Annotated in this window: 19 protein-coding genes; 10 read left to right on the top strand and 9 right to left on the bottom strand. The window is 68.1% G+C overall.

Annotation, left to right across the window (positions count from 1 at the left end; all coding sequences use genetic code 11):
• Positions 1 to 4: 4 nt before the first annotated feature.
• Positions 5 to 1,168 carry an acyl-CoA dehydrogenase family protein gene (locus ACSFB7_RS20450; protein ID WP_435473355.1) on the bottom strand — a complete coding sequence of 388 codons (1,164 nt, stop codon included), beginning with the start codon at positions 1,166 to 1,168 and terminating at the stop codon, positions 5 to 7.
• A 29-nt stretch (positions 1,169 to 1,197) separates the two neighbouring features.
• Complete coding sequence (locus ACSFB7_RS20445) at positions 1,198 to 1,980, bottom strand: citryl-CoA lyase (RefSeq protein ID WP_435473353.1); 783 nt, start codon at positions 1,978 to 1,980, stop codon at positions 1,198 to 1,200.
• A gap of 138 nt (positions 1,981 to 2,118) precedes the next feature.
• On the opposite strand from ACSFB7_RS20445, the gene ACSFB7_RS20440 reads away from it, so the two are divergent.
• The 7 genes from ACSFB7_RS20440 to ACSFB7_RS20410 all read left to right on the top strand — a co-directional run bounded on the left by ACSFB7_RS20440 (position 2,119) and on the right by ACSFB7_RS20410 (position 11,057).
• On the top strand, positions 2,119 to 4,449 hold the full coding sequence (locus ACSFB7_RS20440; protein WP_435473351.1) for an acyl-CoA dehydrogenase family protein: 2,331 nt from the start codon (positions 2,119 to 2,121) through the stop codon (positions 4,447 to 4,449).
• A 44-nt stretch (positions 4,450 to 4,493) separates the two neighbouring features.
• Positions 4,494 to 5,480: a Bug family tripartite tricarboxylate transporter substrate binding protein gene (locus ACSFB7_RS20435; protein ID WP_435473349.1), complete on the top strand. Its 987-nt coding sequence runs from the start codon at positions 4,494 to 4,496 to the stop codon at positions 5,478 to 5,480.
• Between the two features lie 3 nt (positions 5,481 to 5,483).
• Positions 5,484 to 6,980 (top strand): class I adenylate-forming enzyme family protein, encoded by a 1,497-nt coding sequence (locus tag ACSFB7_RS20430; RefSeq protein ID WP_435473348.1) that lies wholly within the window; start codon positions 5,484 to 5,486, stop codon positions 6,978 to 6,980.
• Positions 6,981 to 7,091: 111 nt separating this feature from the next.
• Entirely contained in the window at positions 7,092 to 7,271 is a 180-nt protein-coding gene (locus ACSFB7_RS20425; RefSeq protein ID WP_435473346.1) for a DUF3606 domain-containing protein, read from the top strand.
• Between the two features lie 201 nt (positions 7,272 to 7,472).
• The gene (locus ACSFB7_RS20420; protein WP_435473344.1) at positions 7,473 to 8,153 is read left to right on the top strand and encodes a hypothetical protein; all 681 of its coding nucleotides are present in this window, start codon (positions 7,473 to 7,475) and stop codon (positions 8,151 to 8,153) included.
• A gap of 104 nt (positions 8,154 to 8,257) precedes the next feature.
• Positions 8,258 to 9,316, top strand: coding sequence for a purine-nucleoside phosphorylase (locus ACSFB7_RS20415; RefSeq protein ID WP_435473342.1), 1,059 nt, complete (start codon positions 8,258 to 8,260; stop codon positions 9,314 to 9,316).
• Between the two features lie 460 nt (positions 9,317 to 9,776).
• The gene (locus ACSFB7_RS20410; protein ID WP_435473340.1) at positions 9,777 to 11,057 is read left to right on the top strand and encodes an aspartate carbamoyltransferase; all 1,281 of its coding nucleotides are present in this window, start codon (positions 9,777 to 9,779) and stop codon (positions 11,055 to 11,057) included.
• A gap of 19 nt (positions 11,058 to 11,076) precedes the next feature.
• Here the strand turns inward: ACSFB7_RS20410 and ACSFB7_RS20405 are convergent, their stop codons facing one another.
• The 5 genes from ACSFB7_RS20405 to ACSFB7_RS20385 all read right to left on the bottom strand — a co-directional run bounded on the left by ACSFB7_RS20405 (position 11,077) and on the right by ACSFB7_RS20385 (position 16,070).
• Positions 11,077 to 11,778, bottom strand: coding sequence for a TIGR02117 family protein (locus tag ACSFB7_RS20405; RefSeq protein ID WP_435473338.1), 702 nt, complete (start codon positions 11,776 to 11,778; stop codon positions 11,077 to 11,079).
• A gap of 11 nt (positions 11,779 to 11,789) precedes the next feature.
• Positions 11,790 to 13,037, bottom strand: coding sequence for a Y-family DNA polymerase (locus ACSFB7_RS20400; protein ID WP_435473336.1), 1,248 nt, complete (start codon positions 13,035 to 13,037; stop codon positions 11,790 to 11,792).
• Between the two features lie 361 nt (positions 13,038 to 13,398).
• Entirely contained in the window at positions 13,399 to 14,013 is a 615-nt protein-coding gene (locus ACSFB7_RS20395; RefSeq protein ID WP_435473334.1) for a YiiX family permuted papain-like enzyme, read from the bottom strand.
• Positions 14,014 to 14,045: 32 nt separating this feature from the next.
• Positions 14,046 to 15,539, bottom strand: a complete 1,494-nt coding sequence (locus ACSFB7_RS20390; RefSeq protein ID WP_435473332.1) for a TRAP transporter large permease subunit — start codon at positions 15,537 to 15,539, stop codon at positions 14,046 to 14,048.
• A gap of 6 nt (positions 15,540 to 15,545) precedes the next feature.
• Positions 15,546 to 16,070 carry a C4-dicarboxylate ABC transporter substrate-binding protein gene (locus ACSFB7_RS20385; RefSeq protein WP_435473330.1) on the bottom strand — a complete coding sequence of 175 codons (525 nt, stop codon included), beginning with the start codon at positions 16,068 to 16,070 and terminating at the stop codon, positions 15,546 to 15,548.
• 95 nt (positions 16,071 to 16,165) lie between these two features.
• On the opposite strand from ACSFB7_RS20385, the gene ACSFB7_RS20380 reads away from it, so the two are divergent.
• On the top strand, positions 16,166 to 16,729 hold the full coding sequence (locus tag ACSFB7_RS20380; protein WP_435473328.1) for a putative glycolipid-binding domain-containing protein: 564 nt from the start codon (positions 16,166 to 16,168) through the stop codon (positions 16,727 to 16,729).
• Between the two features lie 12 nt (positions 16,730 to 16,741).
• Here ACSFB7_RS20380 and ACSFB7_RS20375 read toward each other — a convergent pair whose 3' ends face one another.
• A complete protein-coding gene (locus ACSFB7_RS20375) occupies positions 16,742 to 17,743 on the bottom strand; it encodes a Bug family tripartite tricarboxylate transporter substrate binding protein (RefSeq protein WP_435473326.1) in 1,002 nt (333 codons plus the stop codon).
• Positions 17,740 to 18,663: a LysR family transcriptional regulator gene (locus tag ACSFB7_RS20370; RefSeq protein ID WP_435473324.1), complete on the bottom strand. Its 924-nt coding sequence runs from the start codon at positions 18,661 to 18,663 to the stop codon at positions 17,740 to 17,742. The genes ACSFB7_RS20375 and ACSFB7_RS20370 overlap by 4 nt, the downstream gene beginning before the upstream one ends.
• A gap of 119 nt (positions 18,664 to 18,782) precedes the next feature.
• Between ACSFB7_RS20370 and ACSFB7_RS20365 the strand changes: the two genes are divergently transcribed.
• Together ACSFB7_RS20365 and ACSFB7_RS20360 are read left to right on the top strand one after the other, a co-directional pair.
• On the top strand, positions 18,783 to 21,509 hold the full coding sequence (locus ACSFB7_RS20365; RefSeq protein WP_435473322.1) for a tannase/feruloyl esterase family alpha/beta hydrolase: 2,727 nt from the start codon (positions 18,783 to 18,785) through the stop codon (positions 21,507 to 21,509).
• Positions 21,506 to 22,867 carry an alpha/beta hydrolase family protein gene (locus tag ACSFB7_RS20360; RefSeq protein ID WP_435473320.1) on the top strand — a complete coding sequence of 454 codons (1,362 nt, stop codon included), beginning with the start codon at positions 21,506 to 21,508 and terminating at the stop codon, positions 22,865 to 22,867. The genes ACSFB7_RS20365 and ACSFB7_RS20360 overlap by 4 nt, the downstream gene beginning before the upstream one ends.
• Positions 22,868 to 22,887: the final 20 nt, after the last annotated feature.

The following is a 22,887-nucleotide window of genomic DNA, read 5'->3' as shown; positions in this document are numbered from 1 at the left end:
CCCTTCAGAACGAGCGAGGAAGGCCGAGCATGTGCTCGGCCACGTAGCTCAGGATGAGGTTGGTCGAGATCGGCGCGACCTGGTACAGCCGCGTTTCCCTGAACTTGCGCTCGATGTCGTATTCGCACGCAAAGCCGAAGCCGCCGTGGAACTGCAGGCAGGCATTGGCGGCCTCCCAGCTTGCCTTGGCCGCGAGGTATTTCGCCATGTTGGCCTGCGCGCCGCAGGGCTGGTGCGCATCGAACAGGCGGCAGGCTTCGTAGCGCATCAGGTTGGCCGCCTCGATCTCGATGAAGGCTTCGGCAATCGGAAACTGCACGCCCTGGTTCTGGCCAATGGGGCGGCCGAACACCACACGCTCCTTGGTGTAGGCCGTCACCTTGTCGATGAACCAGTAGCCGTCGCCGATGCATTCGGCCGCGATCAGCGTGCGCTCGGCGTTCAGACCGTCGAGGATGTACTTGAAGCCCTGGCCTTCCTCGCCGATCAGGTTCTCCGCCGGAATCTCCAGGTTCTCGAAGAACAGCTCGTTGGTCTCGTGGTTCACCATGTTCAGGATCGGCCGCACCGTCATGCCCTTGCCGATGGCCTCGCGCAGGTCGACGATGAAGATCGACATGCCTTCGGACTTCTTCTTCACGTCCGCCAGCGGCGTGGTGCGCGCCAGCAAAATCATCAGGTCCGAATGCTGGATGCGCGAGATCCATACCTTCTGCCCGTTGATGACGTAGCGGTCGCCCTTCTTCACGGCGGTGGTCTTGATCTTGGTGGTGTCGGTGCCGGTGCTGGGCTCGGTCACGCCCATCGACTGCAGGCGCAGCTCGCCGGTGGCGATGCGTGGCAGGTACTTGCGCTTCTGTGCTTCGCTGCCGTGGCGCAGCAGCGTGCCCATGTTGTACATCTGGCCGTGGCAGGCGCCGGAGTTGCCGCCGCAGCGGTTGATCTCTTCCATGATCACCGAGGCCTCGGTCAGGCCCAGGCCCGAGCCACCGTATTCCTGCGGGATCAGCGCGGCCATCCAGCCGGCCTTGGTGAGCGCATCGACAAACTCGGCGGGGTAGCCGCGCGCCTCGTCGATCTTGCGGAAGTACTCGTTGGGAAACTGCGCGCACAGGTCGCGCACGGCGTCGCGAATATCGGGGAAGGTCTTGTCGTTGGCGTTGTTCATCATCGTTTGCTGTTCGCTCGTTCGCTCGCTCAGTCCTGGCGCGGGCCGCCGGCTTCTTTTTCCACACGTTGCCAGATCTCGATGGCCATCGGGTCGTCGATTTCTTCGAGGATGTGGCCCACCAGGCCGATGGCGCGAGCCATCACGCCGAAGCCGCGAATGATCTTCCACGGAAAGCCGAACTCGGCGGCAATCGCGCCGATGGCGCCGGTGGCGTTGATCGGCAGCGACTTGCCCGACACGCGCTCGGCTTCTTCCTGCACCGCCTGCATCAGCGCGACGTAGTGGCTCGACAGGCCGTTCTCCGCCGCGATCTGGAACAGGCGTGGCGTGCGCGGATCGATCGGCTTGTGCAGCGGATGGCCCAGGCCCGGCACGATCTGCTTGCGTGCGCGGTGGTCGGCCACGATGTCCTTGGCCATGTCGGCGAGCGGGCGCGTCGGCTTCTCGCCGAACGGAATCGCCTCGTACAGCATCTTGGCCGCGCCTTCGGTGCTGCCCACGAACACCGTGCCCAGCCCGCACAGGCCGGCGGCCACAGCCGCCTGCAATGCCTCGGGGGCGCCCGCGTAGGTGAGGCGGGCGGCCAGCGCGCTGGGCGTGACGCCGTGCTCCACCAGCGTGACGACGATGGCGTTGAAGGTTACTGACTCCTGCGGCGTCGGGATGCGCCCGGTCAGCTCCAGGAAGGCCATGTCGCCCAGGTTCAGGTGGCCGAGGATCTCGGACGGCAGGTCGCGCCCGCGAACGGTGATCTTGTCGGGCGTGCTGTGGCCGAGTTCGGTGTGCAGGGATTTCTTGATCTTGGTCATGGGGCGAATTTATGCCTCCCCGCGCAAGGCGGCTCTTTGATTGCGAAACCCTCCCTTCGGCAAATGCAAATGCCCTGCAACGGGGTCTTCAGGCACGCTGCGATCCGTCTTTGCAACGGAACGAGGCAGGCAAACTGGATGGACACCGAATCACTTGCGGCAGTGCGCGAAGCGGCGCTGGACTACTTCGTGCGAAGCCGCGCCATCGGCAGGCGGCGCACCCGCACCGAACAACCGGACGGCGACGAGGCGCAAGGCTGGCCCGACATCGTGGCCCTCGGCTGGCCCGGCATGCTGGCGCCTGAGTCCGCGGGCGGCCTTGCATTGGGGCTCGACGGTGCGGCAGAAATCCTGCGCGCGGCTGGCGAGCACGTGGCGCCCGAACCGCTGCTCGCGGTGGCCGGGCTCAGTGCGCTGTTGCTGGCACGGCTGGACACGCCGGGGGCGCACGGCTTGCTGCGCGAACTGGTCGAAGGCCGCAGCCTGCCCGCACTGGCCTGGCAGGAAAGCGCGGGCGACCTGAGCGCGGTGCCGCTGGCCTGCGGCTGTGAAGTGCACGGCGCACAGGTAGGCGGTGTGCTGCTCCAAGGCGAAAAGCTCATGGTGCTGCCCGGCGCCGCCGCCAGCGGATGGCTGGTGTCGGCGCGCGGTGACGACGATGCGGTGCTGCTGTGGGTGCCGCGCGGCACTGAAGGCGTGAGCGAAACGCTGGTGCCGCTGGTCGATGGCAGCCAGGCAGCGAACCTGCGTTTCGAGCAGGTCGCGCTGCCGCCCGGCGCTGTGCTCGCTCAAGGGCCTGCTGCACAAGACGCACTGCGCCATGCGCTCGCCGCCGGCCAGATCCTGCAGGCCGCCGAGCTGCTGGGCGCGGGGCAGGCGATGCTGGCCCAGACCCTGGCCTACCTGCGCACGCGCTCGCAGTTCGGCAAACCCATCGGCAGCTTCCAGGCGCTGCAGCACCGCTGCGTCGACATGTTCATTCACCTCGAAGTGGCGCAGGCCACGCTGAACGAAGTGCTCGCGCTGGCGGCGCAGGGCTTGTCGTGCAACCGGCTCGAAGCCGAGGCCAGCCGCGCGAATGCACGCTGCACTGCGGCTGCGCTGCAAGCCTCGCGCGCGGCCGTGCAACTGCATGGCGCCATCGGCTACACGCAGGAGTGCGACCTGAGCCTGTTCTACAAGCGCGTGCTGTGCCTTTCCGCATGGCTGGGCAACGTCACGGCGCACCAGCGCCGCCATGCCGCGCTGACGGAAGAGGCCGAGACGACTTCGGGCACTTCGGCAGCCTGGACCGGCGACTTCCCGCGCCAGGCCGACTGGGCCGCGATGCCCGAGCCCGACTTCCGCCGCATGGTGCGTGGCTTCCTGCAACAACGCTATCCGCAAGAACTGCGCTACCTGTCGCACCGCGCGCGCTGGAGCGAGATGCGCGAGTGGTACCTCACGCTGTCCGCGCAAGGCTGGATCGCACCGGCGTGGCCGCAGGCGCATGGCGGCATGGGCCTGCCGGCCGACAAGCTCATCGCCTGGATCGAGGAGCTGGAGCAGTACGGCGTGGCGCGCGCGCCCGACCAGGGCATCGTGATGATCGGACCGCTGCTGATTCAGCACGGCACGCCCGCGCAGCAGCAACGATTTCTGCCGCGCATCCTGAGCGGCGAGAACGTGTGGTGCCAGGGCTATTCCGAACCCAACGCCGGCTCCGACCTCGCGGGCCTGCGCACCGAGGCCTTGCCTGCGCGCGATGCGCAAGGCGATCACTTCGTCGTCAACGGCCAGAAGATCTGGACCACGCTCGCGCAGGACGCCAACCACATCTTCATGCTGGTGCGTACCGACAAGGACGCGCGCAAGCAGGAGGGCATCAGCTTCCTGCTGTGCGACCTGCGCACGCCGGGCATCACCGTTCGGCCGATCCACACGCTGGCGGGCGAGCCGGAGTTCTGCGAAGTCTTCTTCGACAACGTGCGCGTGCCGGCCGAAAACCTCGTGGGCAAGCTGCACGGCGGCTGGACGATTGCGAAGGCGCTGCTGGGTTTCGAGCGCATCTTCCTCGGCAGCCCCAAGCAGTCGCAGTACGCGCTGGGCCAGCTCGCGCGGCTGGCACAGGCGCGGCGCCTGTTCGCCGACCCGGTGTTCGCGCAGCGCTTTGCCGCATTGCGGCTCGACGTGGCCGACCTGACCGCCGCCTACACGAGCTTTGCCGACATCGTGCGGGCCGGCAAGCCGCTGCCTGCGTCGGTGTCGCTGCTGAAGATCTGGGCCAGCGAGACTTTTCATCGCATCGGCGCGCTGCTGGTCGAGGCCGGGGAAGAGCAGGGCGCCGTCGCCGGCGACCAGGTGCTCGACGGGCAGACCTTCAACGTGCTGTCGCCGCTCATCGGCTCCACCGCCGCAATGATCTACGGCGGCACCAACGAGATACAGCGCAACATCCTCGCGCGGCAAGTCCTCGACCTGCCAGCCTGAGCGATGTGAGCCGCCGAAGAAATACACAACAGGAGACAACGCTCATGACACCCATCGACTTCTCGCGCCGCCAGCTCATGGCCGCGCTGGCGGGCAGCGCAGCGCTTGCGGCGTTGCCTTCCCGTGCCTTTGCACAGCAGCCATTGCCGTCGCTCATCAAGCTCGTGGTCGGCTATTCCGCCGGTGGCCCGGTCGATGGCGCGGCACGGTTGCTCGCGCCCGCGTTGAGCCAGGAGCTGGGCACGCAGGTCATCGTCGACAACCGGCCCGGCGCCAGCGGTTCGCTCGGTGGCGATGCGGTCGCCAAGGCCGCGCCCGACGGCACCGTGCTGTTCTTTGGCGCGAGCCCGACCATCACCATCAACCCGAACGTGCAGCGCCACATGGCCTTCGACCCGATGAAGGACCTGACGCCGATCGCGCCGCTGGTGGACTACACCAACGTGCTGGTGGTCAACAACGAGCTGCCCGTGCGCAACGTGAGCGAGCTGCTGGCCTATGCGAAGGCGCGGCCCGGCAAGGTGTTCTATGGCTCGGCGGGCGTGGGCGCCTCCAACCACCTGAGCGGCGCGCTGCTGGAGAAGATGACCGGCGTGCAGATGACGCATGTGCCCTACAAGGGCAGCGCGCCCGCACTGGCCGACGTGATGGGCGGCACGGTGACGATGATGTTCGACATCATCGCCACGTCGAAGCCCTTCATCCAGTCGGGCAAGGTGCGCGCGCTGGCCGTGACCTCGCGCCAGCGCAACCGCATGCTGCCCGAGGTGCCGACGATGATCGAGTCGGGCGTGCCCGGCTACGACGTGGGCGGCTGGTTCGGTCTCTATGGCCCGGCGCGCATGGACCCGGCGCTGGTCGCGCGCGTGAATGCGGCCGCGCAGAAGATGCTGGCGCGCGAAGACATCGCGCGCCGGTTGCGCGAGCAGGGCTACGACGTGTGGTCGGGTGCGGCCGATCTGCTGGCGACCAAGGGCGTGTCCGACCGCAAGCTCTGGGCGAGCGCGTCCAAGGGCATCGAGGCGGAATAGGCGATGCGGCGCATTCATGAGTTGCTGGAGGCGCGTGCGGTGCGCACGCCCGATGCCGTCTTTCTTTTCGAGCCTGGGAGCACCGCGACCTATGCGGCGCTGCAGGCGATGGTCGACGTGGCCGCGCAAGATCTGCTGGATGCCGGTGTACGAGCGACCGACCGCGTGGTGCTGGTGGCAGAGAACTGCGCCGCGCACATCGCGCTGCTGATGGCCTGCAGCCGTGTTGGTGCGTGGTCGTGCGGTGTCAACGCGCGCATGTCGCCGGGCGAGGTCGCGGCGATCGTCGAGCGGGCCGATGCGCGCCTGTGCTGCTTCACGACCGGGGCTTCCGAATCGGCGGGGCGGCATGCGCAGCGGGCCGGTGCGGTGCCGGCTGCATTGCAGGGCGTGATGCGCTCGGCGGTGCGCGCCGATGCACGTGCGGAGCCCGATGCGGCGCTGGCCGACACGGCCGCGATCATCTTCACGTCGGGCACCTCGGGCACGCCCAAGGGCGTGATGGTGTCGCATCGCGGTCTGCTGCACTTCGGGCGCGTGTCGGCCAGCGTGCGCGCGCTGAACGAACGCGACCGTGCCTACGCCTTCCTGCCGATGACGCACATCTTCGGCATCGGCACGGTGCTGATGGCCGCGCTGACCGGTGGCGCGTCGCTGGTGCTGCGCAGTGCCTTCTCGCCGGCCGACATGCTGCAGGCACTGGCCGGCGAGCAGGTGTCGAACCTGCTCGGCCCGCCGACCATGTATGCGCGTCTGCTGGCTCATATCGATGCGGAACAGGTGGTGCCCCGCTTTCCGCACCTGCGCTACGTGTACACCGGCTCGGCACCGCTCGACCCGGCACTCAAGCAGCGCGTGGAGCGCCTGTTCGGGCAACCGCTGCATTACGGCTACGGCCTGTCGGAGTACGCGGGCTCGGTGTTTCTCACGCGCACTGAGTCACCGCGCACCGACACGGCCGCCGGCCATCCGGTCGAAGGCGGCGAGGCGCGCATCGTCAACCTCGACGGAGAAGACGCCGCGCAAGGCGACACCGGCGAAATCTGGTTGCGCGGCCCGGGCCTGATGCTGGGCTACTTCCGCGATGCGGCGGCCACTGCACAAGTGATGCGCCCCGGTGGCTGGTATGCGTCGGGCGACCTCGGGCGCTTCGGCGAAGACGGCGCGCTGTTCGTGGTCGGGCGGCTGAAGGAAATGATCATCCGCTCGGGTTTCAACGTCTACCCGGCCGAGATCGAAGCGGTGATCGGCCGCTTCGACGGCGTGCACCTGTGCGCGGTCGTCGGTGTGCCGGAGGCCGATGGCAACGAGCAGATCGTCGCCTTCGTCGAGATGAAGCCCGGCGCGGCGCTCGATGAAGCCGCCTTGCGCGTGCAGTTGGTGGAGCACCTGTCGCCGTACAAGCGGCCGGCCCGCATCGAGGTGATCGACGCCCTGCCGACCACGGCCAACGGCAAGCTGCTCAAGCGGGAACTGCAGGCGCGGGCCCGGCAGCCCTAGGCGCGGCGGCCTGCCGCCTCGGATATTTCCTGCAAGCAGGCGCGCTGCCGTCCTCCAGCCCGACCCCGGAGCGCGCCGCATCGTCGCCGCTTCAACAAAGGAAACCACACCATGGCCGATGACCTGAGCAAGCGCGAGCCGCAGGATGCCGCCCGCATCAACGTCAATGAAGCGCACGAGGTCCGCTACTGGACGCAGACGCTGGAGGTGAGCGAGCAGCAATTGCGCTCGGCCATCGCCGCCGCGGGCGTCGAGGTGACGGACGTGCGCACCTATCTCGGCAAGCCCTGAACGGCCGGGCCGCCGTAGGCAGGTTCCTACGTCCGATGCGGGAGGCGGGCCCGATACTCGTGGCCTTCTCTCTTGTTTCAGGAAGTACCCCGTGACCGTGCCTTTCGTCGCCCTCAGCCTTGCAGGCCGCGCCCGTGCTCGCGCGCAGGCGTTCCCCGCGTCCGGGCCGATGATGACCCTGCCGCCTTCGGCCACCGCGCGATGAAGTCTTCTCCCGGAGCGCGAAGCTGGATCGCCGCCGGCGTGCGCCATGAACTGCTCACGCGCGCCTTGCCCGCCTTGCGCCACGACATGGCCGCGCCGGTCTCGGTCGTTCGCATGGCGCTGCTGATGCTCAAGCGCCAGGTCAGCGCCAGCACCATCGATGCCGCCGCCTGTGAAGAGCGCGTGGCGCTGATCGACAACCAGGTGACCGAACTGGTCCACGCCATTCGCTCGCTGCGCGACTGGGAGCTGGCCACCGCGGACGACGGCATCTCGCGCAGCGCGCTGGTGGCGCAATGCGTGAGCCTGATGCGCTCGGCCTTCGATCTGCATGGCGTGTCGCTGGCGGTCGACGACGCCCTGGCCCCGCAGGAGGACGAACAGCGATGGCCCGCCGGCGCCGCGCTGCGCTATCTTTTCCTGGGCGCACTGGGCTACCTGCACGACGGCGTGGCCGAGGCCGGCACGATCCGCATCGACGCGGACGGAGCCGATGCGCTGCGCCTGCACGCCTTGCCGCGCGAGCCCGGCGCCACGCAGGCCGTGCTCGACGCGCACCGCGCGCCGCGCGCGCTGGCCATCGATGCCGTCGCGCTGCAGAACCTGGCCGAAGACCTCGGCTACGCCATCACGCTGGAACCCGACAGCGTGCGCCTCAGGCTCGCCACCGGCGGCTGAGCCGACAATTGCAGCTTGCGCGCAGGGCGCCGCGCGCGTTGCCGGCGCACCGGGCGCGTTTGTTGCTGCTGTCCGGTGTCCTTTTCTTTTTACCGAGTTTCAGAATGTTCCCTCGTTGGTCTTCCCTTGGCACGCGTCTGCTGGCGCTGTGCGGCGTCGCGCTGCTTGCCACCGCCTGCGCTTCCATTTCGACCCCGCCCGCAACGACCGCGACCGCCGCCACGGCAGCCGCTGCGCCCATCAAGGTCAAGGTGTTCGTCGCCGCCATGTTCGAGATCGGCAAGAACACCGGCGACCGCGCCGGCGAGTTCCAGCACTGGTACGAGCGCTACTGGATGAACGCCAAGCCGATGGCCGTGCCCGGCGCCTTGCAGCCGGTGTACTGCAACGTCGACGGCGTGTGCGGCGCGGTGCTCGGCATGGGCAAGGTCAACTCGTCGTCGTCGATGCAGGCGATCCTGCTGAACCCGCAGTTCGACTTTTCGCAGGCCTATTACGTGATCTCCGGCGTGGCCGGCACGCCGCCGTCGCGCGGCACCATCGGCGAAGTGAGCTGGGCCACCTGGCTCGTGGACTACGACCTGGGCCACCGCTGGGCGCCCGAAGAGAACAAGGCCGGCGAGCCGACCTTCATGCCGCGCAAGGGCTACGAGGAATACCGCCGCTTCAGGATCAACCCCGACCTCGTGGGCTGGGCGATGAAGCTCTCGGCCGACACGCCGCTCAAGGACTCGGAGTCGGCGCGCAAGTACCGCCTGCGCTACCCCGATGCGGCAGCCCGCCGCGCGCCTTTCGTGGGCACCGGCACGCACATGACCGGCGACACCTTCTTCCACGGCCCCGGCATGTCGAAGCAGGCGCAGTACATCGCGAAGCTCTACGGCGCCGACGACTACGTCATCACCGAAATGGAGGCCGCCGCCATCACCCTCGTGATCAAGCGCACGCACGGCACCGACCGCGTGATGAGCCTGCGCGGCGCGGTCAACTTCGACCAGGGCAGCCCGAAGGAAACCACACTGCAGCATCTGGACCCGGCACCGGGCGAGACGGCGGGTGGCTTTGCCGAGACGGTGGAGAACATCGAACTCGTCGGCAGCCGCGTGGTGGATCACATCGTGGCGAACTGGCCGCAGTGGCAGGGCGGTGTGCCTAAGCCCTGAGCGGGGGCTGTTCACTTCACTGGGCCATGCTGATGGGCTCTTGATGCGGGTTCATTCGGGGCGAGTGCGAATGACACCAGGTGCTCCCCTCCGCGAATGTCCCCCGGGGCGCTACGCGCCCCTCCTCCTTTATTTCGCTGCGGGGAGCACCTGGTGCCATTCGCACATGGACACGCTGCTGGTGTGCAGCCGATCAACGACTGCTCTGTCCAACGCTCGCGCCGATACGGGGCTCTTTTTCGCGAAATAAAGGAGAAGCGAAGCGGGGGACATTCGCGAAAAAGAGCACCGTGTCGGCGTGAGTGCCGCCCTGAACAGCGGCCCCAGCTCAGCCCCGAACAGATCGCGCCAGACAGGCTCTGACGGGATTCCAGCGATAGCCTGCAGAGGTAATCCAAAAATATACGCATTGCGTAAATTTCATCAAAGAAATTGCGCTCATGGCGTATATTCTCGGCCCATGAGCCAGCAACAAGACATCCTGCGCGACGCCATGCGCCGCCTCAATCTGACCCGCGACGCGTTCTCCGAACGCCTGGGTGTTCGCCGCCGGGCACTCGACACCTGGCTTCTGCCAGCCGACTCCGGCGAGTCGCGGGCCATGCCCGAAATGGTCGGCAAGTTCGTCGCCGAAATCCTTCAGCGGGAAGCACAAGCAACCGCCGGCGCCGACGACCGCCCGCTCGGCCAGCGCATCGCCGCCGAAGGCCGCCCGCACCTGCTGTCGGTGGCGCAGTTCGAGCGCGACAGCCTCGAAGACCTGTTCCAGGTCGCCGACGTCATGCAGCCCATCGCGCGGCGCCAGAAGGTCACGCGCATCCTTGAAGGCGCCGTTCTCGGCAGCCTCTTCTTCGAGGCCAGCACCCGCACCCGTGTGAGCTTCGGCGCGGCGTTCTGCCGGCTCGGCGGCACGGTGTGCGACACCACCGGCTTTACCTTCTCGTCGATGGCCAAGGGCGAATCGATCTACGACACCAGCCGCGTGATGAGCGGGTATGTCGATGCGCTGGTGGTTCGCCACCCCGAGCAAGGCTCGGTGGCCGAGTTCGCACGCGCCACCAACATCCCGGTCATCAATGCGGGCGACGGACCGGGCGAGCACCCGAGCCAGGCCATCCTCGACCTGTACACCATCCAGCGCGAGTTCTCGCGCATGGGCAAGCTGGTCGACGGCACGCACGTGGCGATGGTGGGCGACCTGAAGTACGGCCGCACGGTGCATTCGCTGATCCGGCTGCTGGCGCTGTACCGCGGGCTGAAGTTCACGCTGATCGCGCCGCCGTCGCTGGAAATGCCGGCCTACCTGCTCGACCTGGTGTCGCGCAACGGCCATGTGATCGAGCAGACGCAATCGCTCGAAGAAGGCCTGCGCGGTGCCGACGTGGTCTATGCCACGCGCATCCAGAAGGAGCGCTTCGCAGGCGAGGAAATCGAGGGCTACACGCCGGAGTTCCAGGTGCGCAAGGCGCTGGTCGACACGGTCTGCAAGCCCGACACCATCCTCATGCACCCGCTGCCGCGCGATGGCCGCCCCGGTGCGAACGACCTGAGCATCGACCTCAACCACGACCCGCGGCTGGCGATCTTCCGCCAGACCGACAACGGCATTCCCGTGCGCATGGCGCTGTTCGCGGTGCTGATGGGCGTGGAACACCAGGTGGCGCGTTCGATGCGCGATGCCGGCTGGCGCTCGCCCCCGCACATCGGGCCGGACGACGCGGACTTCGACGGGCTGGACTGATTCGCGGCGACGGCAACGCTCAGTGCGTTGCCGGTTGCAGGTGCCACGTCACGGTGAAATCGAAGGGCGTCCAGCGGCTGACCGTGACGCCGGCTTGCCGCAGCCCGCGACCGATCCAGGTGTTGCAGGTCTCGAAGAGGTTGTAGCCGCCTTCGGCTTCGTAGAAGGCATCCTGGCTGTCGTAGTGCGCGCCCGCGATGGGCGTCGCGTGGCCCGATGGCAACGTGCGTTGCACGTACCCGACCAGTTGCGCGTACTGGGCCTGCGAGAGCGGCAGGTTGAACGCACCGCGCCCCAGTTGCCCGCGCTGCAGGTAGCTCACATGCATGAGCGAGCGGTTGCCGCCCGACAGCGCACCGAAGGCGCGCGAGGCCGTCAGGTCGGCCCAGGTGGGCGTGTTCAGGTAGAACTCGCGGTCGCCCCAACCGATCGCGATGAACTCGGCATCCGGCGGCACCGCGCGGAAGTCCGCCAGCGGAAAGAGCTGCTGCCAATCGATGGTGGCCGAGCGGATCGGGAACACGTAGTCGGTGTGCACGCCGTTGCTCAGCACCCAGGCCTGCACCTCGGGTGCATTCGTCGTCGCAACGGCATCCGAAGGCTTGTCGGCATTGGCGGGCCACAGCACCAGCGCACTGGCCGTGGCCACATAAAGCCCGACCAGCGCCACCAACCCCAGCAGCGTGAATGCAATGCGCTTGAGCCAGCGTTTGATAGCCATGGTGTCGACGCTCAGAACAGCGATGCGGTGGTCGACACCGGCTCAGCAGCCGTGCGTTGCCCACCAGCACCTGCCGGTGCCAGCGCCTCAGGGCTGCCGGCCTTGGCGAGCGCGCCCACGCGCACGCCAAGCAGGCGCAAGGGCCGCTCCAGCGGCACGCGCTTGAGACATTGCCCGCCGACCTGGCGGATGGTCTTGCCGTCGTCGGTGAAGCGGTCGATGGTCTGGTCGCGCGTGGCGATCTTGAAGTCGTCGTAGCGCAGCTTGATGCCGATGGTCTTGCCCACGTAGCCCTTGCGCTGCAGGTCGTCGGCGAGCCGCTCGCACAGGTCGGTGAAGATCGCGCCCAGCGTGGCGCGGTCGCGCACCGCGTGCAGGTCGCGGTCGAAGGTGGTCTCGCGGCTCATGGAGACCGGTTCGCTCTCGGTCACCACCGGCCGGTTGTCGCGGCCCCAGGCCACCTCGTGCATCCACGCGCCGGTGGCCTTGCCGAAGGTGGCGACGAGCCAGTCGCGGTCGCGTGCCGCAAGCTGCCCCACGGTCTCGATGCCGAAGCGCTTGAGCTTTTCGTCGGCCTTGGGGCCGATGCCGTTCACCTTGCGGCAGGGCAGCGGCCAGATGCGTGTTTCGAGGTCGTCCTCGTAGACCACCGAGATGCCGTTGGGCTTGTTGAACTCGCTCGCCATCTTGGCGATGAGCTTGTTGGGCGCCACGCCGATGGAGCAGGTCAGGCCCGTGGCATCGAAGATGGCTTTTTGCAGCAGCCGCGCCAGCGAACGCCCGCCGTTGCGCTGGCCGCCGCGCACGTCGGTGAAGTCGATGTACACCTCGTCCACGCCACGGTCTTCCATCAGCGGCGCCACCTCCAGGATGACTTGCTTGAAGGCGCGCGAAAAGCGCCGGTATTCGTCGAAGTCCACCGGCAGGATGATGGCCAGCGGGCACAGCTTGGCGGCTTTCATGAGCCCCATGGCCGAGCCCACGCCGAACTGGCGCGCGGCGTAGGTGGCGGTGGTGATCACGCCGCGGCCGGTGTAGTCCTTGAGCAGCGGAAACGAATCGACCGGAATGTCGGCCAGCGTGCCGCCTTCGGGCAGGTTGCGGATGGCCTCGTCCACGCGCCGGCGTCCGCCGCCGATCACCACGGGCAGGCCCTTGAGTTGCGGATAGCGCAGCAACTCGACCGACGCGTAGAAGGCGTCCATGTCGAGGTGGGCGATGCGGCGGATCGGTGGGGCTGGCGGGGGCTGGGAACTCACGGAAACGATTGTCTCGCGGCTGGGATGGTCATGCCTATCCAGGGGCACAGTTGGGGCGGGATCGGGATCGGGTTTATTCGGGGCGGGTGCGAATGACACCAGGAGCTCCCCTCCGCGAATGTCCCCCGCTTCGCTCCTCCTTTATTTCGCTGCGGGGAGCACCTGGTGTCATTCGCACAGGGGCACGCTGCTGGTGATCCTGCAATCAACCACCGCTCTGTCCAGCGCTCACGTCGATACGGGGCTCTTTTTCGCGAAATAAAGGAGGAGCGAAGCGGGGGACATTCGCGAAAAAGAGCACCGTGTCGGCGTGAGTGCCGCCCTGAACAGCAGCGCCCCAAACGCAGATAGCAGAAACCCCTCAGCGCGTCTCGACAGTCACAAGCAGCGGCGACTCGAACATCGCCACGGGCGAAATCACCGGCTCATCCATCGGCACCTTGTCCCCGTAACGCTCGCGCATCTTGGCGCGCACCGCCGGGTCCGTCAGGTTGAATTCGCGGATCTTCTGCAACTCGCCGATGCGGATGCCCAACGCGCGCTGGTAGAGCTTCCACACGAGTTCGGAACAGTAGATGCGCTGGTCCGACCACTCGAAAGTCAGGTCGTACGAGCGGCCCGCGAAGTCCGAGGTCTTCGCATGCAGACGCGCCACTGCGCCGGGTGTCAGCAGCTTGTCGGCATCGCGCAGGCGCTTGACCACATAGTGGCCGCCATTGCCGCGCGCTGTCCATTGCGCGAGCGGCGTGTAGCGCACCGTCGACACGGCCTCGAACACATACGGCTTGCCGTCACGCAAAAGCACGATGCCCATGTGGCTGTAGCGCGAGCCGGTGGCGCGCTGCACCGCCACGCTCTGCGCCGAACGCGAGGTGTGGAAGATGATGTCGCCGTCTTTCAGCGTGGCTGCGGCGTGGCCGGCGCCGCAGAAAAGAACGGACAGGAATAGGGCGAGCGCAGCGGGGAGCTTGGTCATGGTGCCGCGCATTGTCCGGCACGTGCGGGCGCTTATTTCTCGTCGGGCGGAGTGGTGCTGTCGCCCGTATCGGGCGGTGGCGCCATCTCGCGCATGAGCCGGTCGACCGCCTCCTCGTTCATCGGCTCGGCCGGCGCCAACGCGGTCGATGAGGTGCGCAGCCAGCGCGTGGTTTGCGGCAGCGCCATCACACCAGCCGTCACTGCGGCGAGCACGGCCAGGTAGGGAATCAACGAACGTGCGATGGCAGCCACCGGCGGGCGCGGCGCGACCTGGCCGCGCGCGAGTACCAGCGCATAGCCGAAGGGCGGCAGCAGAAAGCCCGCCTGCAGCACCAGCAAGGTGAGCGTGGCGATCCATGCCGCGTCGTCGAGCTGCGCCAGCACCGGCGGCATCACGATGGGCACGATCAGGAAGATCAGCTCGAAGGCATCGAGCACGAAGGCGCAGGCCAGCAGCACGGCCAGCACCGCCATGAGCCCGAGCATCGGATGGCCCTGCAGCGACAGCATCAGCCGCGCGATCAGCCCGTCGGTGCCGAAGCCGCGCAACAACAGCGAGAAGGTGGTGGCCGCCGCGAGCAGCGCATAGAGCGCGCCGGTGAGCGCCATCGCATCGTCGAGCACCTGCCACAGTACCGGGCGCGTGAGCTGGCGCGACACGAGGCCCCAACCCAGCAGCATCACGCAGGCAGCGGCCGCGCCCTCGACCGCGCGCACCTTGCCCATGGTGACCAGCACCAGCAGCGCGCCGATCAACAGGGGCACGAGCAGCAGCGTCCAGCCTTCGCGGCGGTCGATCGGTTCGCGTGGCGCGCTCGGCACCGGCTTGCGTCGCGCGCCAAGCCACGCAACAGCGAGCCAGCCCAGCAGCAGCGCCGCCGCGGGCACCAGCGCGGCCTGCAGGATGTCCTGCGTGTTGACGATGCGGTTGGCGGCTCCGGCGGCGGCCGTGGGCAGCGACAGTTCGCGCGCCATGTTCACGCCCTCGGTGTGCGCGCGCAGCATCGCGTCGCCGAGCAACAGCAGCACCAGCGAGGGCGGCACGATCACACCCAGCGTGCTGGTCACGGCAACGAGGGCAGTGCGCTGGTCGGCGGGCAAGCCTTCGCGCGCCCAGCCCTTGCCGGCGGTGCGCGCCAGCGTGAGCAGGCTGGCGCCGACCGAGCCGTTCATCGGCGCGAGCATCAGGCCCAGCACCATGCCGGCCAGCTCCGCTGCGGCGCGCGGTACGACAAAAGCCAGCAGCTTGCGCAGGCCGTTGTACAGGTGCTCGGCCAGCGCCAGCCGGTTGAGCAGCGCACCGACCAGCGCATAGAGCGCCAGGGCCTGCAGCAAGTCGTGCTCCAGCAGGCCGACGATGCGCCACGGCAGGTTCTGCAGCAGCGCGACGTCGAAGGCGCCGAGCGCCAGCCCCGCCACCGCGCCCAGCGTGCACACGCCCAGCAGCACGGCGTAGGTCGGCCAGCCGGTGGTCATCATCAGCGCCAGGGCCAGCGCGAGCAGGGCGAGTCCGAACCAGGCCATCTGTGCTTACGCGGGCCTGCGTTCGTGCCAGAGGTCGAGCGCGCTCTGCACGGCCAGCAGCATGGCAAGCAACAGCAGCGCGACCTTGATCATGAAATAGCCCGGGTTGAAGGTGTCGGGGAACAGCTCCATCGCCATCACCGCGCGCACCACCGGCACGGCGGCCGTCACGATCAGGAACAGCGCCCACGGCAGCACGCACAACGCCGCGCCGATGCGGCGCAGCCGAGCGAAGCGGCTGGTGGTGTCGGCGGCCAGGTCGGGCCGGGCCACGAGGTGCGCGCCGCGCCGCCCCGCATGCCGCAACGCCACCGCCACATAGAGCGCGAACAGCCACTGCGCAAGATCGTTCGCTTGCGTCGGGCCGTTGCCCGAACCAGCGAGGTCGCGCAGCGGCCATTGCAGGAAGAGCAGCAGCGCGATGGCAATGGCCAGCGGCATCGCGGCGCGGTCGATCAGGTCGAGCACGCGCAGCGTCGGCGGCGTGCGGGGCCTGTTGGAGGGATCGGAGGGGTCTGGGGGCGGCGTCATGCGCCGCCGACGCTAGCCCCCGAACCTGACTGCCACCTGCAACGACGAAGGGGCAGGGCTTGCGCACCGCAGCATGCCGGTCCATCATCCGCGCCATGCAAACCGTCGCCTCCATTCTCTGGCGCAGGCTCGATGCACCGGGCCACGACGCCTGCCGTCTCGAACGCAATGCCTCGGCCTGGCAACTCGACGGCGCCGCCGTGTTCCGCATGGAAGACGGCCGCATCGGCCAGTTGCACTACCGCGTGCGCTGCGACCTGCACTGGCACACGCAATGGGGCACCGTGCGCGGCTGGCTCGGCGACTCGGCCATCGACCTGTCGATCACCCGCGATGCGCGCGGCCACTGGAAGCTCAACGACGAAGCCGTGTCCGACATGTCGCACTGCGTCGATCTCGACCTGGGCTTCACGCCCGCGACCAACCTGCTGCAACTGCGGCGACTCAGCCTCGCGAAGGGCGAGAGCGCCGATGCGCCGGCGGCGTGGGTCGACCTGGACGGCGGCGGCGTGCTGAGCGAACTCATGCAGCGCTACGAGCGGCGCAGCGAGAGCGAGTACGCCTACGAGGCGAAGCGCTTCGACTATGCGCAGGTGCTGGTCGTCACGCCGGACGGCTTCGTGAAGGACTACCCCCGTCTCTGGACCGCAGAGAGCTGATCGATCGGTCAGTCAGTCGAACTGCGACCGATCGCCCGCCACCAGCTCGCGGTTGCGCCGCCGGTCGATGGCGATTTCATGCGCGAAGTCTTCGATGCTGCCGCCGGCCGGCAGGTTGTAGGCGCCGCGCAAACGCGCAAGCACAGCCTCGCCGCGCAGCACGCGATTGACTTCCGCATTGAGCCGTTGCACCACCGAAGCCGGCGTGCGGGCCGGCGCGAAGATGCCGAACAGCGAATCGCGATTCGCCTTTTCAAAACCGAGTTCCGCCAGCGTCGGCACCGCCGGCAGCGCCTCGATGCGCGCGGGCGCGCCGACCGCCAGCGCCTGGAAGCGCCTGCCTTCGATGTACTGCAGCTGCTGCGCCGCGACGTTGGTCGACAGCACCTCGAACTGCCCGCTGAGCGCGTCGTTGAGCTGCGGACCACCGCCCTGGTAGGGGATGTGCGTGATGTCGGTGCGGCTTTGCATGCGCACCTGCGCGAGCACCATGTGGCCGATGGTCGCCACGCCCGAGGTGGCCCAGCGCACCGCGCCCGGCTGGCTGCGCGCCTGCGCGATCAGCTCGCCGAAGCCGCGGCCGGTGAAGGCCGGCGTGCCGACCACCAGCACCGGCGTGCGCATCACGCTGGCCACCGGTGCGAAGGCGTGCAACGGGTCGTAGGGCACGCGGGCGATCAGCGGATGCAGCGTGAGCGGGCTGATGGCGGAAAAGGCCAGCGTGCAGCCATCGGGCGTCGAGCGCGCGAGCGCATCCATGCCGAGGCTGCCGCCCGCGCCGGGACGGTTCTCGATCAGCACCGGCACGCCGAGCGATTGCGACAGCGGATCGGCCAGCACGCGCGCCATGCCATCGCTCACGCCGCCGGGCGGATACACCACGATCAGCCGCACCGGGCGATTGGGCCAGGGCGGCGACGCGGCGTATGACAGGCGCGGCAATGCGCACACAGCCGCGACCCCGGCGCCCATCCGGCGCATGAAGTGGCGGCGCTGCAGCGGTGGCACGGTCATGACCTCGGATTCTCGGCTGCGAGCTTGCGCAGCAGCGCGGCGAAGTGCTGCGCGGGCAGGTTGTCTTCTTCGGCGCGCGACACCAGCGTGAGCGGCGCGTCGAGCTGGCCGCCATCGGCCAGCCGCGTGTAGGCGATGGCATGCGCATGCACACCGGTCATCGAGGCCGGCACCACCGACAGGCCGACACCCGCGGCCACGAGGTTCAGGTTGGTCATCATGCGATCGACTTCGGCCACCACGCGCGGGCGCAGGCCCTTGGCGTGGCACAGCGCGAGCAGCTCGGCATAGAGGCCGGGCGCGCCCGGCCGGCGCACGAGGATGATGCCTTCCTCGCACAGCTTCGACAGCGGCAACGGCCGTGAAGTCTTCTTGCCGGCCGCAGACGCAAAGCGATGGTCGCTCGGCATCGCGACCCACACTGGCTCGCGCAGCAGTGTCTCGAACACCAGCCCTTCGGGCCGCGCCACCGGCACGCGCAGCAGGCCGCAGTGCAGCCGGCCCGCGGCCAGTGCCTCGGTCAGCTCGGCGGCGTTGTCTTCGCGCAGTTGCAGTTCCACGCCCGGGTGCGCGCGGCGGAAGGCGCGCAGCGCCTCGGGCATGAAGCGGTGCGCCGCGGCCGAACTCGTGAAGCCGAACGCGAGCGTGCCGGCCTGGCCGCTGGCCACGCGCGCCATGCGCTGCTTCATGGCGTCCATGTCCTGCAGCATGCGCAGCGCCTCGACCTGGAACAGCCGGCCCGCATCGGTGAGCGCCACGCCGCGCGGATGGCGCTTGAACAGCAGCACGCCCAGCTCGCGTTCCAGCGCCTTGATCTGCAGGCTCAGCGGCGGTTGCTGGATGCCCAGTTGCTCGGCGGCGCGCGTCATGTGGCCGGTGCCCGCGACGGCCACGAAGTACTTCAGTGCCCGGATATCCATATGTTTTTCATATTGAAAGTGCCTCTTTATTTTATTTGACCCGAAGTCACTCGTGAATCTATCGTCCGGCCGCCCATTCAAAAAGCAGCCCGATGAGGCTGCATGCCGGAGACAAGACCATGCGCTCACTGCGCCCTGCATCGATGATTCATCGCGCCCTTCGTGCGTGCCGTTCGTTCGGCCCGGCGATCGGCATGTCGCTCGTTCTCGCCGCCTGCGGTGGCGGCGGTGGAGGAGGGGGCTCGGGCTTCTTCCCGAGCCTGCCCGCGAACCCGCCCGTGAGCGGCAACAACAGCAACCCGCCCGACAGCCCGCCTGACAATCCGCCGCCTGTGCCCGTGCAGCCGGTTTTGTCCTGCGCGGACCTTGCGGGCAAGAGCCTGCCTGCCTCGCTGATCAGCCTGCCCACGCGGGGCGCCACTGTCATCAGCGCCACGGCCGTGGCGGCGGGCGCTGCCGGCAACCAGTTGGGCGACTACTGCCGTGTGCGCGGCACCATCCAGCCGGTGGACCCGGCGTCGCAACTCATCAACTTCGCGGTCAACCTGCCCGAGAAGTGGAACCAGAAGACCATCCATTTCGGCGGCGGCGGCTTCGACGGCGTGCTCATCGACGGCACCGAGGTCATCCGCTTCGGCCCGGCTGGCAAGCCCGCGCCGTTGGCGCTTGGCTACGCCACTTACGGCGACGACTCGGGCCACCAGTCGAGCAGCATCACCGACGGCAGGTTCGCGGCCAACGACGAGCAACTCGCCAACTACGGCGGCCAGTCGCTCAAGAAGACGCGTGACGTGGCGCAGGCATTGGTGCTCGCGCGCTACGGCGTCGCACCGAAGCACGCCTATTTCCTGGGCACCTCGACCGGCGGGCGCGATGCGCTCAGCTACATCCAGCGCTGGCCGCTGGACTACGACGGCGTCATCGCCAACGAGCCCGCGCTCAACTACACCGGCACGCGGCTGTCGAACGTGGCCGTGGGGCGCGCGCTCTACAACAAGAATGCCGCAGGCTGGATGACCGTGGCCCAGACGATGCTGGTGCAGAACGCCGTGAAGGCCGCCTGCGACAAGCTCGACGGCGCGGTCGACAACATCGTGAGCAATGTCGAGAGCTGCCGCAAGCTCAACGACCAGATCCTCGCTGCGCTGCCGCGCTGTCCCGGCGACATCTCCACGGGCGACACCTGCCTGACGGAAGCGCAGATCAAGACCGTGCGCGCCATCGAGGACCCGCTGGAGTTCAGCACCTATTCGCTGGCCAACGGCGTCAAGCGCGCGGGCGGCTACAACATCCTCGAAGGCACGCAGATCGCGGGGCCGTACACCACGCGCGACCTCGGCACGACCGCCGCCGCGCTCGACGCCAACGTGTACATCACCGGCGACCAGTGGACCAAGTTCTTCGTGACGCGCGACGCCAACTTCAACACGCTGACCCTCGATCCGGTGAATCCGGGCGCGTACGCGGCGCGTGTGACCGAGGTGTCAAACCTCACCGATGCGACCAACCCCAACCTGGCGCCGTTCTTCGACCACGGCGGGCGGCTCATCATGCTGCACGGGCTGGCCGATGAGGTGATCAGCAACAACTCGACCATCGACTACTACAAGCAGGTGGTCGCCACGCTGGGCCAGCCGGCGGTGGACAAGGGCATGCGCTTCTACACCGTGCCCGGCATGGGCCACGGCACGGGCGTGTTCATTCCCAACTGGGATTCGCTCGCGGCACTCGAAGGATGGGTCGAGGGCGGCCTGGCACCCGCCACCGGCGTGGCGGTCGATGCGGTGACCGCCACCTATGGCCGCACGCGCCCGCTGTGCCTGTTCCCGTCGTGGCCCAAGTACCGCGGCAGCGGCAGCCTGGATGCGGCGGTCAACTACAGCTGCGTGACCGAAGTGGGCGATCCGCTGGGTTGTCCCAATTTCCCGGCGGCCGTGACGAGCTACAAAGGTGGCAACAGCTTCGGCGAAGAACTGCACGTGAAGATCGATCCGTCCACCATGGCCTACACCGTGACCATCGATGCCGGCGCAGCGGGACGGGTCGGCGTGGCGAGCAGCGGCTCGCTGGTGGAGCAAGGCACTTGCAGCTATTCGAGCGGCGAGGGTGCGATCTTCAGCTTTGCACCGGGCGGCGTGCTGCTGGGCGGCGTGAAGCCGCCGAGCGGCACCGATTTTTCTCCGCTGATGGCGTTCCAGAATACCTTCGAGAACTCGAAAGACCCTCTGAAGTTCGATCCGGTGGCCTTCAAGTTCAATGCGGTGGGCGTGCAGCAGACGGGCACCGGCACCGCGACGGCGCACGCTTCGTCGGGACGGCTGCGCAACGGCGGGACCTTTCAGTACTGCAATCCGGTGTCGGGCGGCTTCATGACCTACGACCAGGGCTGCGGACAAACGCAGAAGGGCTACATCGTCTACAACGCGAGCCGCAATGCCTTCGACATCTTCAATACCACGACCACCACCAACTCGGGCGGCACCGCCGCCGGTTCGATGGTGATCGGCCTGGTCAACGGCAGTCCCGTGCCGCTGCACTTGATGCGCGAGTCCAGCACCACGGGCCTGCGCCTGCTCGCGACGCAGGAGCAGAAGCTGGGGCTCGGCCCGGCCGACGGCACCTACGTCATGGCCAGCGTGAAGGGCAAGAACGGCGCAGCCACGGTGGCGGGCAGCAGCTTCAACCTGGACGGCACGGCCGCGAACCTGAGCTACGACGCAACAGTGAGCGGCGTGGTGCAGTCCGATGCCGGCCGCCCGGGCAGTTTCATCTTCAACAGCGGCATCCTCGGTTTTGTCTCCACGGACGCAGGGCAAGCAGCGCTCGAACTCGGAGTACGTCATTGAAAAAACAACTGTCCACACTGGCCGCATTCGCCCTGCTCGGCACGGCGCCGCTGATGTCCGCGCATGCGGCATCCGCTGCGGCGCCGAAGCCCGCGACCTGCCCGGCGCCCGTGCCCGAGGCCGCGCGCTGCTACACCGGTGAGGACGGCACGGGCGCGCTCTACTGGATCGCGATTCCGAAGGACTGGAACCGCGGCGTGCTCGTGATGCATGCGCACGGCGGCCCCGAGACCGGCCCGCCCCAACTGGCGCGCAGCGCGGAAGACCTCAAGCGCTGGGCCGTCACCGTGAAGGCCGGCTACGCCTGGGCCGGCTCCACCTACCGGCGCGGCGGCTATGGCGTGACCATGTCGGCCGAAGACACCGAGCGCCTGCGCCAGATCTTCGTGCGCCATTTCGGCCAGCCGCGCCGCACGCTGCTGCACGGACAGAGCTACGGCGGCGGCGTGGCCGCCAAGGCGGCCGAGCTGTACGCGCCCGCAGGCGGAGCAGTGACGCTGAAGAGCCCTTACGACGGCCTGTTGCTCACCAGCGGCGTGATCGGCGGCGGCAACAACAACTACGACTTTCGGCTCGACCTGCGCGTGGTCTACCAGTACGTCTGCCGCAACCATCCGCGCCCCGACGAGCCGCAGTACCCGCTGTGGATGGGGCTGCCGCTGGACTCGAAGCTCACGCGCGCCGACCTTGCCGAGCGTGTGAAGGCCTGCACCGGCGTCGGCATGCCCGCCGCGCAACGCACGCCCGAGCAGGCGGCGCGGCTCAAGACGATTCTGTCGGTCGTGAAGATCCAGGAGCGTTCGCTGCTCGGCCACCTGACGTGGGCGACCTGGCTGTTCCAGGACCTGGTGCAAAAGCGCCTGGGTGGCCGCAACCCCTTCGGCAACATCGGCGTGGTCTACAAGGGCTCGGCCGACGATGCGGCGCTCAATGCCGGCGTGCTGCGCTATGCGGCCGACCCGCAAGCCAAGGGCGCATTGGCGGCCGACAGCCAGCCCACCGGCCGCACGTCGCTGCCCACGGTCGGGCTGCATGCCATCGACGACCCGACCGCATTCGTCGAACTCGAAAACGCCTACCGCCGCATCCGCGACGCAGCCGGCACCGGCGACCGTCTGGTGCAGAGCTTCAGCGCCGAGCATGAGCACAGCTATCTGAGCGATTCGGAATACCCCGCGCTTTTTGCCGCGCTGCTCGACTGGATCGACAAGGGCGAGAAGCCCACGCCCGAGGGCCTCGCACAGCGATGCAAGGCGCTGATGCCGCGCTATGACACCGACGGCAAGAACGGCTGCCACATCCAGCCCGCGTGGCAACCGCCTGTGCTAGAAACCCGCGTGCCTTCGCGCGCACCTTGAATTTCTTTTTCCCAACTCGA

Origin of the sequence: Variovorax raffinosi, assembly GCF_051216615.1 — a bacterium.
Taxonomy (GTDB): Bacteria; Pseudomonadota; Gammaproteobacteria; order Burkholderiales; family Burkholderiaceae_C; genus Variovorax.
The sequence above is the reverse complement of the archived record's forward strand: the minus strand, read 5'-3'. Positions and strand labels throughout refer to the sequence as shown.

Excerpts from the sequence above, each read along its gene's own strand:
- ACSFB7_RS20390 (WP_435473332.1), bottom strand. The coding sequence starts at position 15,539 with ATGGCCTGGTTCGGACTCGCCCTGCTCGCGCTGGCCCTGGCGCTGATG.
- ACSFB7_RS20365 (WP_435473322.1), top strand. The coding sequence starts at position 18,783 with ATGCGCTCACTGCGCCCTGCATCGATGATTCATCGCGCCCTTCGTGCG.
- ACSFB7_RS20385 (WP_435473330.1), bottom strand. The coding sequence starts at position 16,070 with ATGACGCCGCCCCCAGACCCCTCCGATCCCTCCAACAGGCCCCGCACG.
- ACSFB7_RS20370 (WP_435473324.1), bottom strand. The coding sequence starts at position 18,663 with ATGGATATCCGGGCACTGAAGTACTTCGTGGCCGTCGCGGGCACCGGC.
- ACSFB7_RS20430 (WP_435473348.1), top strand. The coding sequence starts at position 5,484 with ATGCGGCGCATTCATGAGTTGCTGGAGGCGCGTGCGGTGCGCACGCCC.
- ACSFB7_RS20375 (WP_435473326.1), bottom strand. The coding sequence starts at position 17,743 with ATGACCGTGCCACCGCTGCAGCGCCGCCACTTCATGCGCCGGATGGGC.
- ACSFB7_RS20420 (WP_435473344.1), top strand. The coding sequence starts at position 7,473 with ATGAAGTCTTCTCCCGGAGCGCGAAGCTGGATCGCCGCCGGCGTGCGC.
- ACSFB7_RS20425 (WP_435473346.1), top strand. The coding sequence starts at position 7,092 with ATGGCCGATGACCTGAGCAAGCGCGAGCCGCAGGATGCCGCCCGCATC.
- ACSFB7_RS20440 (WP_435473351.1), top strand. The coding sequence starts at position 2,119 with ATGGACACCGAATCACTTGCGGCAGTGCGCGAAGCGGCGCTGGACTAC.
- ACSFB7_RS20410 (WP_435473340.1), top strand. The coding sequence starts at position 9,777 with ATGAGCCAGCAACAAGACATCCTGCGCGACGCCATGCGCCGCCTCAAT.
- ACSFB7_RS20450 (WP_435473355.1), bottom strand. The coding sequence starts at position 1,168 with ATGAACAACGCCAACGACAAGACCTTCCCCGATATTCGCGACGCCGTG.
- ACSFB7_RS20415 (WP_435473342.1), top strand. The coding sequence starts at position 8,258 with ATGTTCCCTCGTTGGTCTTCCCTTGGCACGCGTCTGCTGGCGCTGTGC.
- ACSFB7_RS20445 (WP_435473353.1), bottom strand. The coding sequence starts at position 1,980 with ATGACCAAGATCAAGAAATCCCTGCACACCGAACTCGGCCACAGCACG.
- ACSFB7_RS20395 (WP_435473334.1), bottom strand. The coding sequence starts at position 14,013 with ATGACCAAGCTCCCCGCTGCGCTCGCCCTATTCCTGTCCGTTCTTTTC.
- ACSFB7_RS20435 (WP_435473349.1), top strand. The coding sequence starts at position 4,494 with ATGACACCCATCGACTTCTCGCGCCGCCAGCTCATGGCCGCGCTGGCG.
- ACSFB7_RS20380 (WP_435473328.1), top strand. The coding sequence starts at position 16,166 with ATGCAAACCGTCGCCTCCATTCTCTGGCGCAGGCTCGATGCACCGGGC.
- ACSFB7_RS20405 (WP_435473338.1), bottom strand. The coding sequence starts at position 11,778 with ATGGCTATCAAACGCTGGCTCAAGCGCATTGCATTCACGCTGCTGGGG.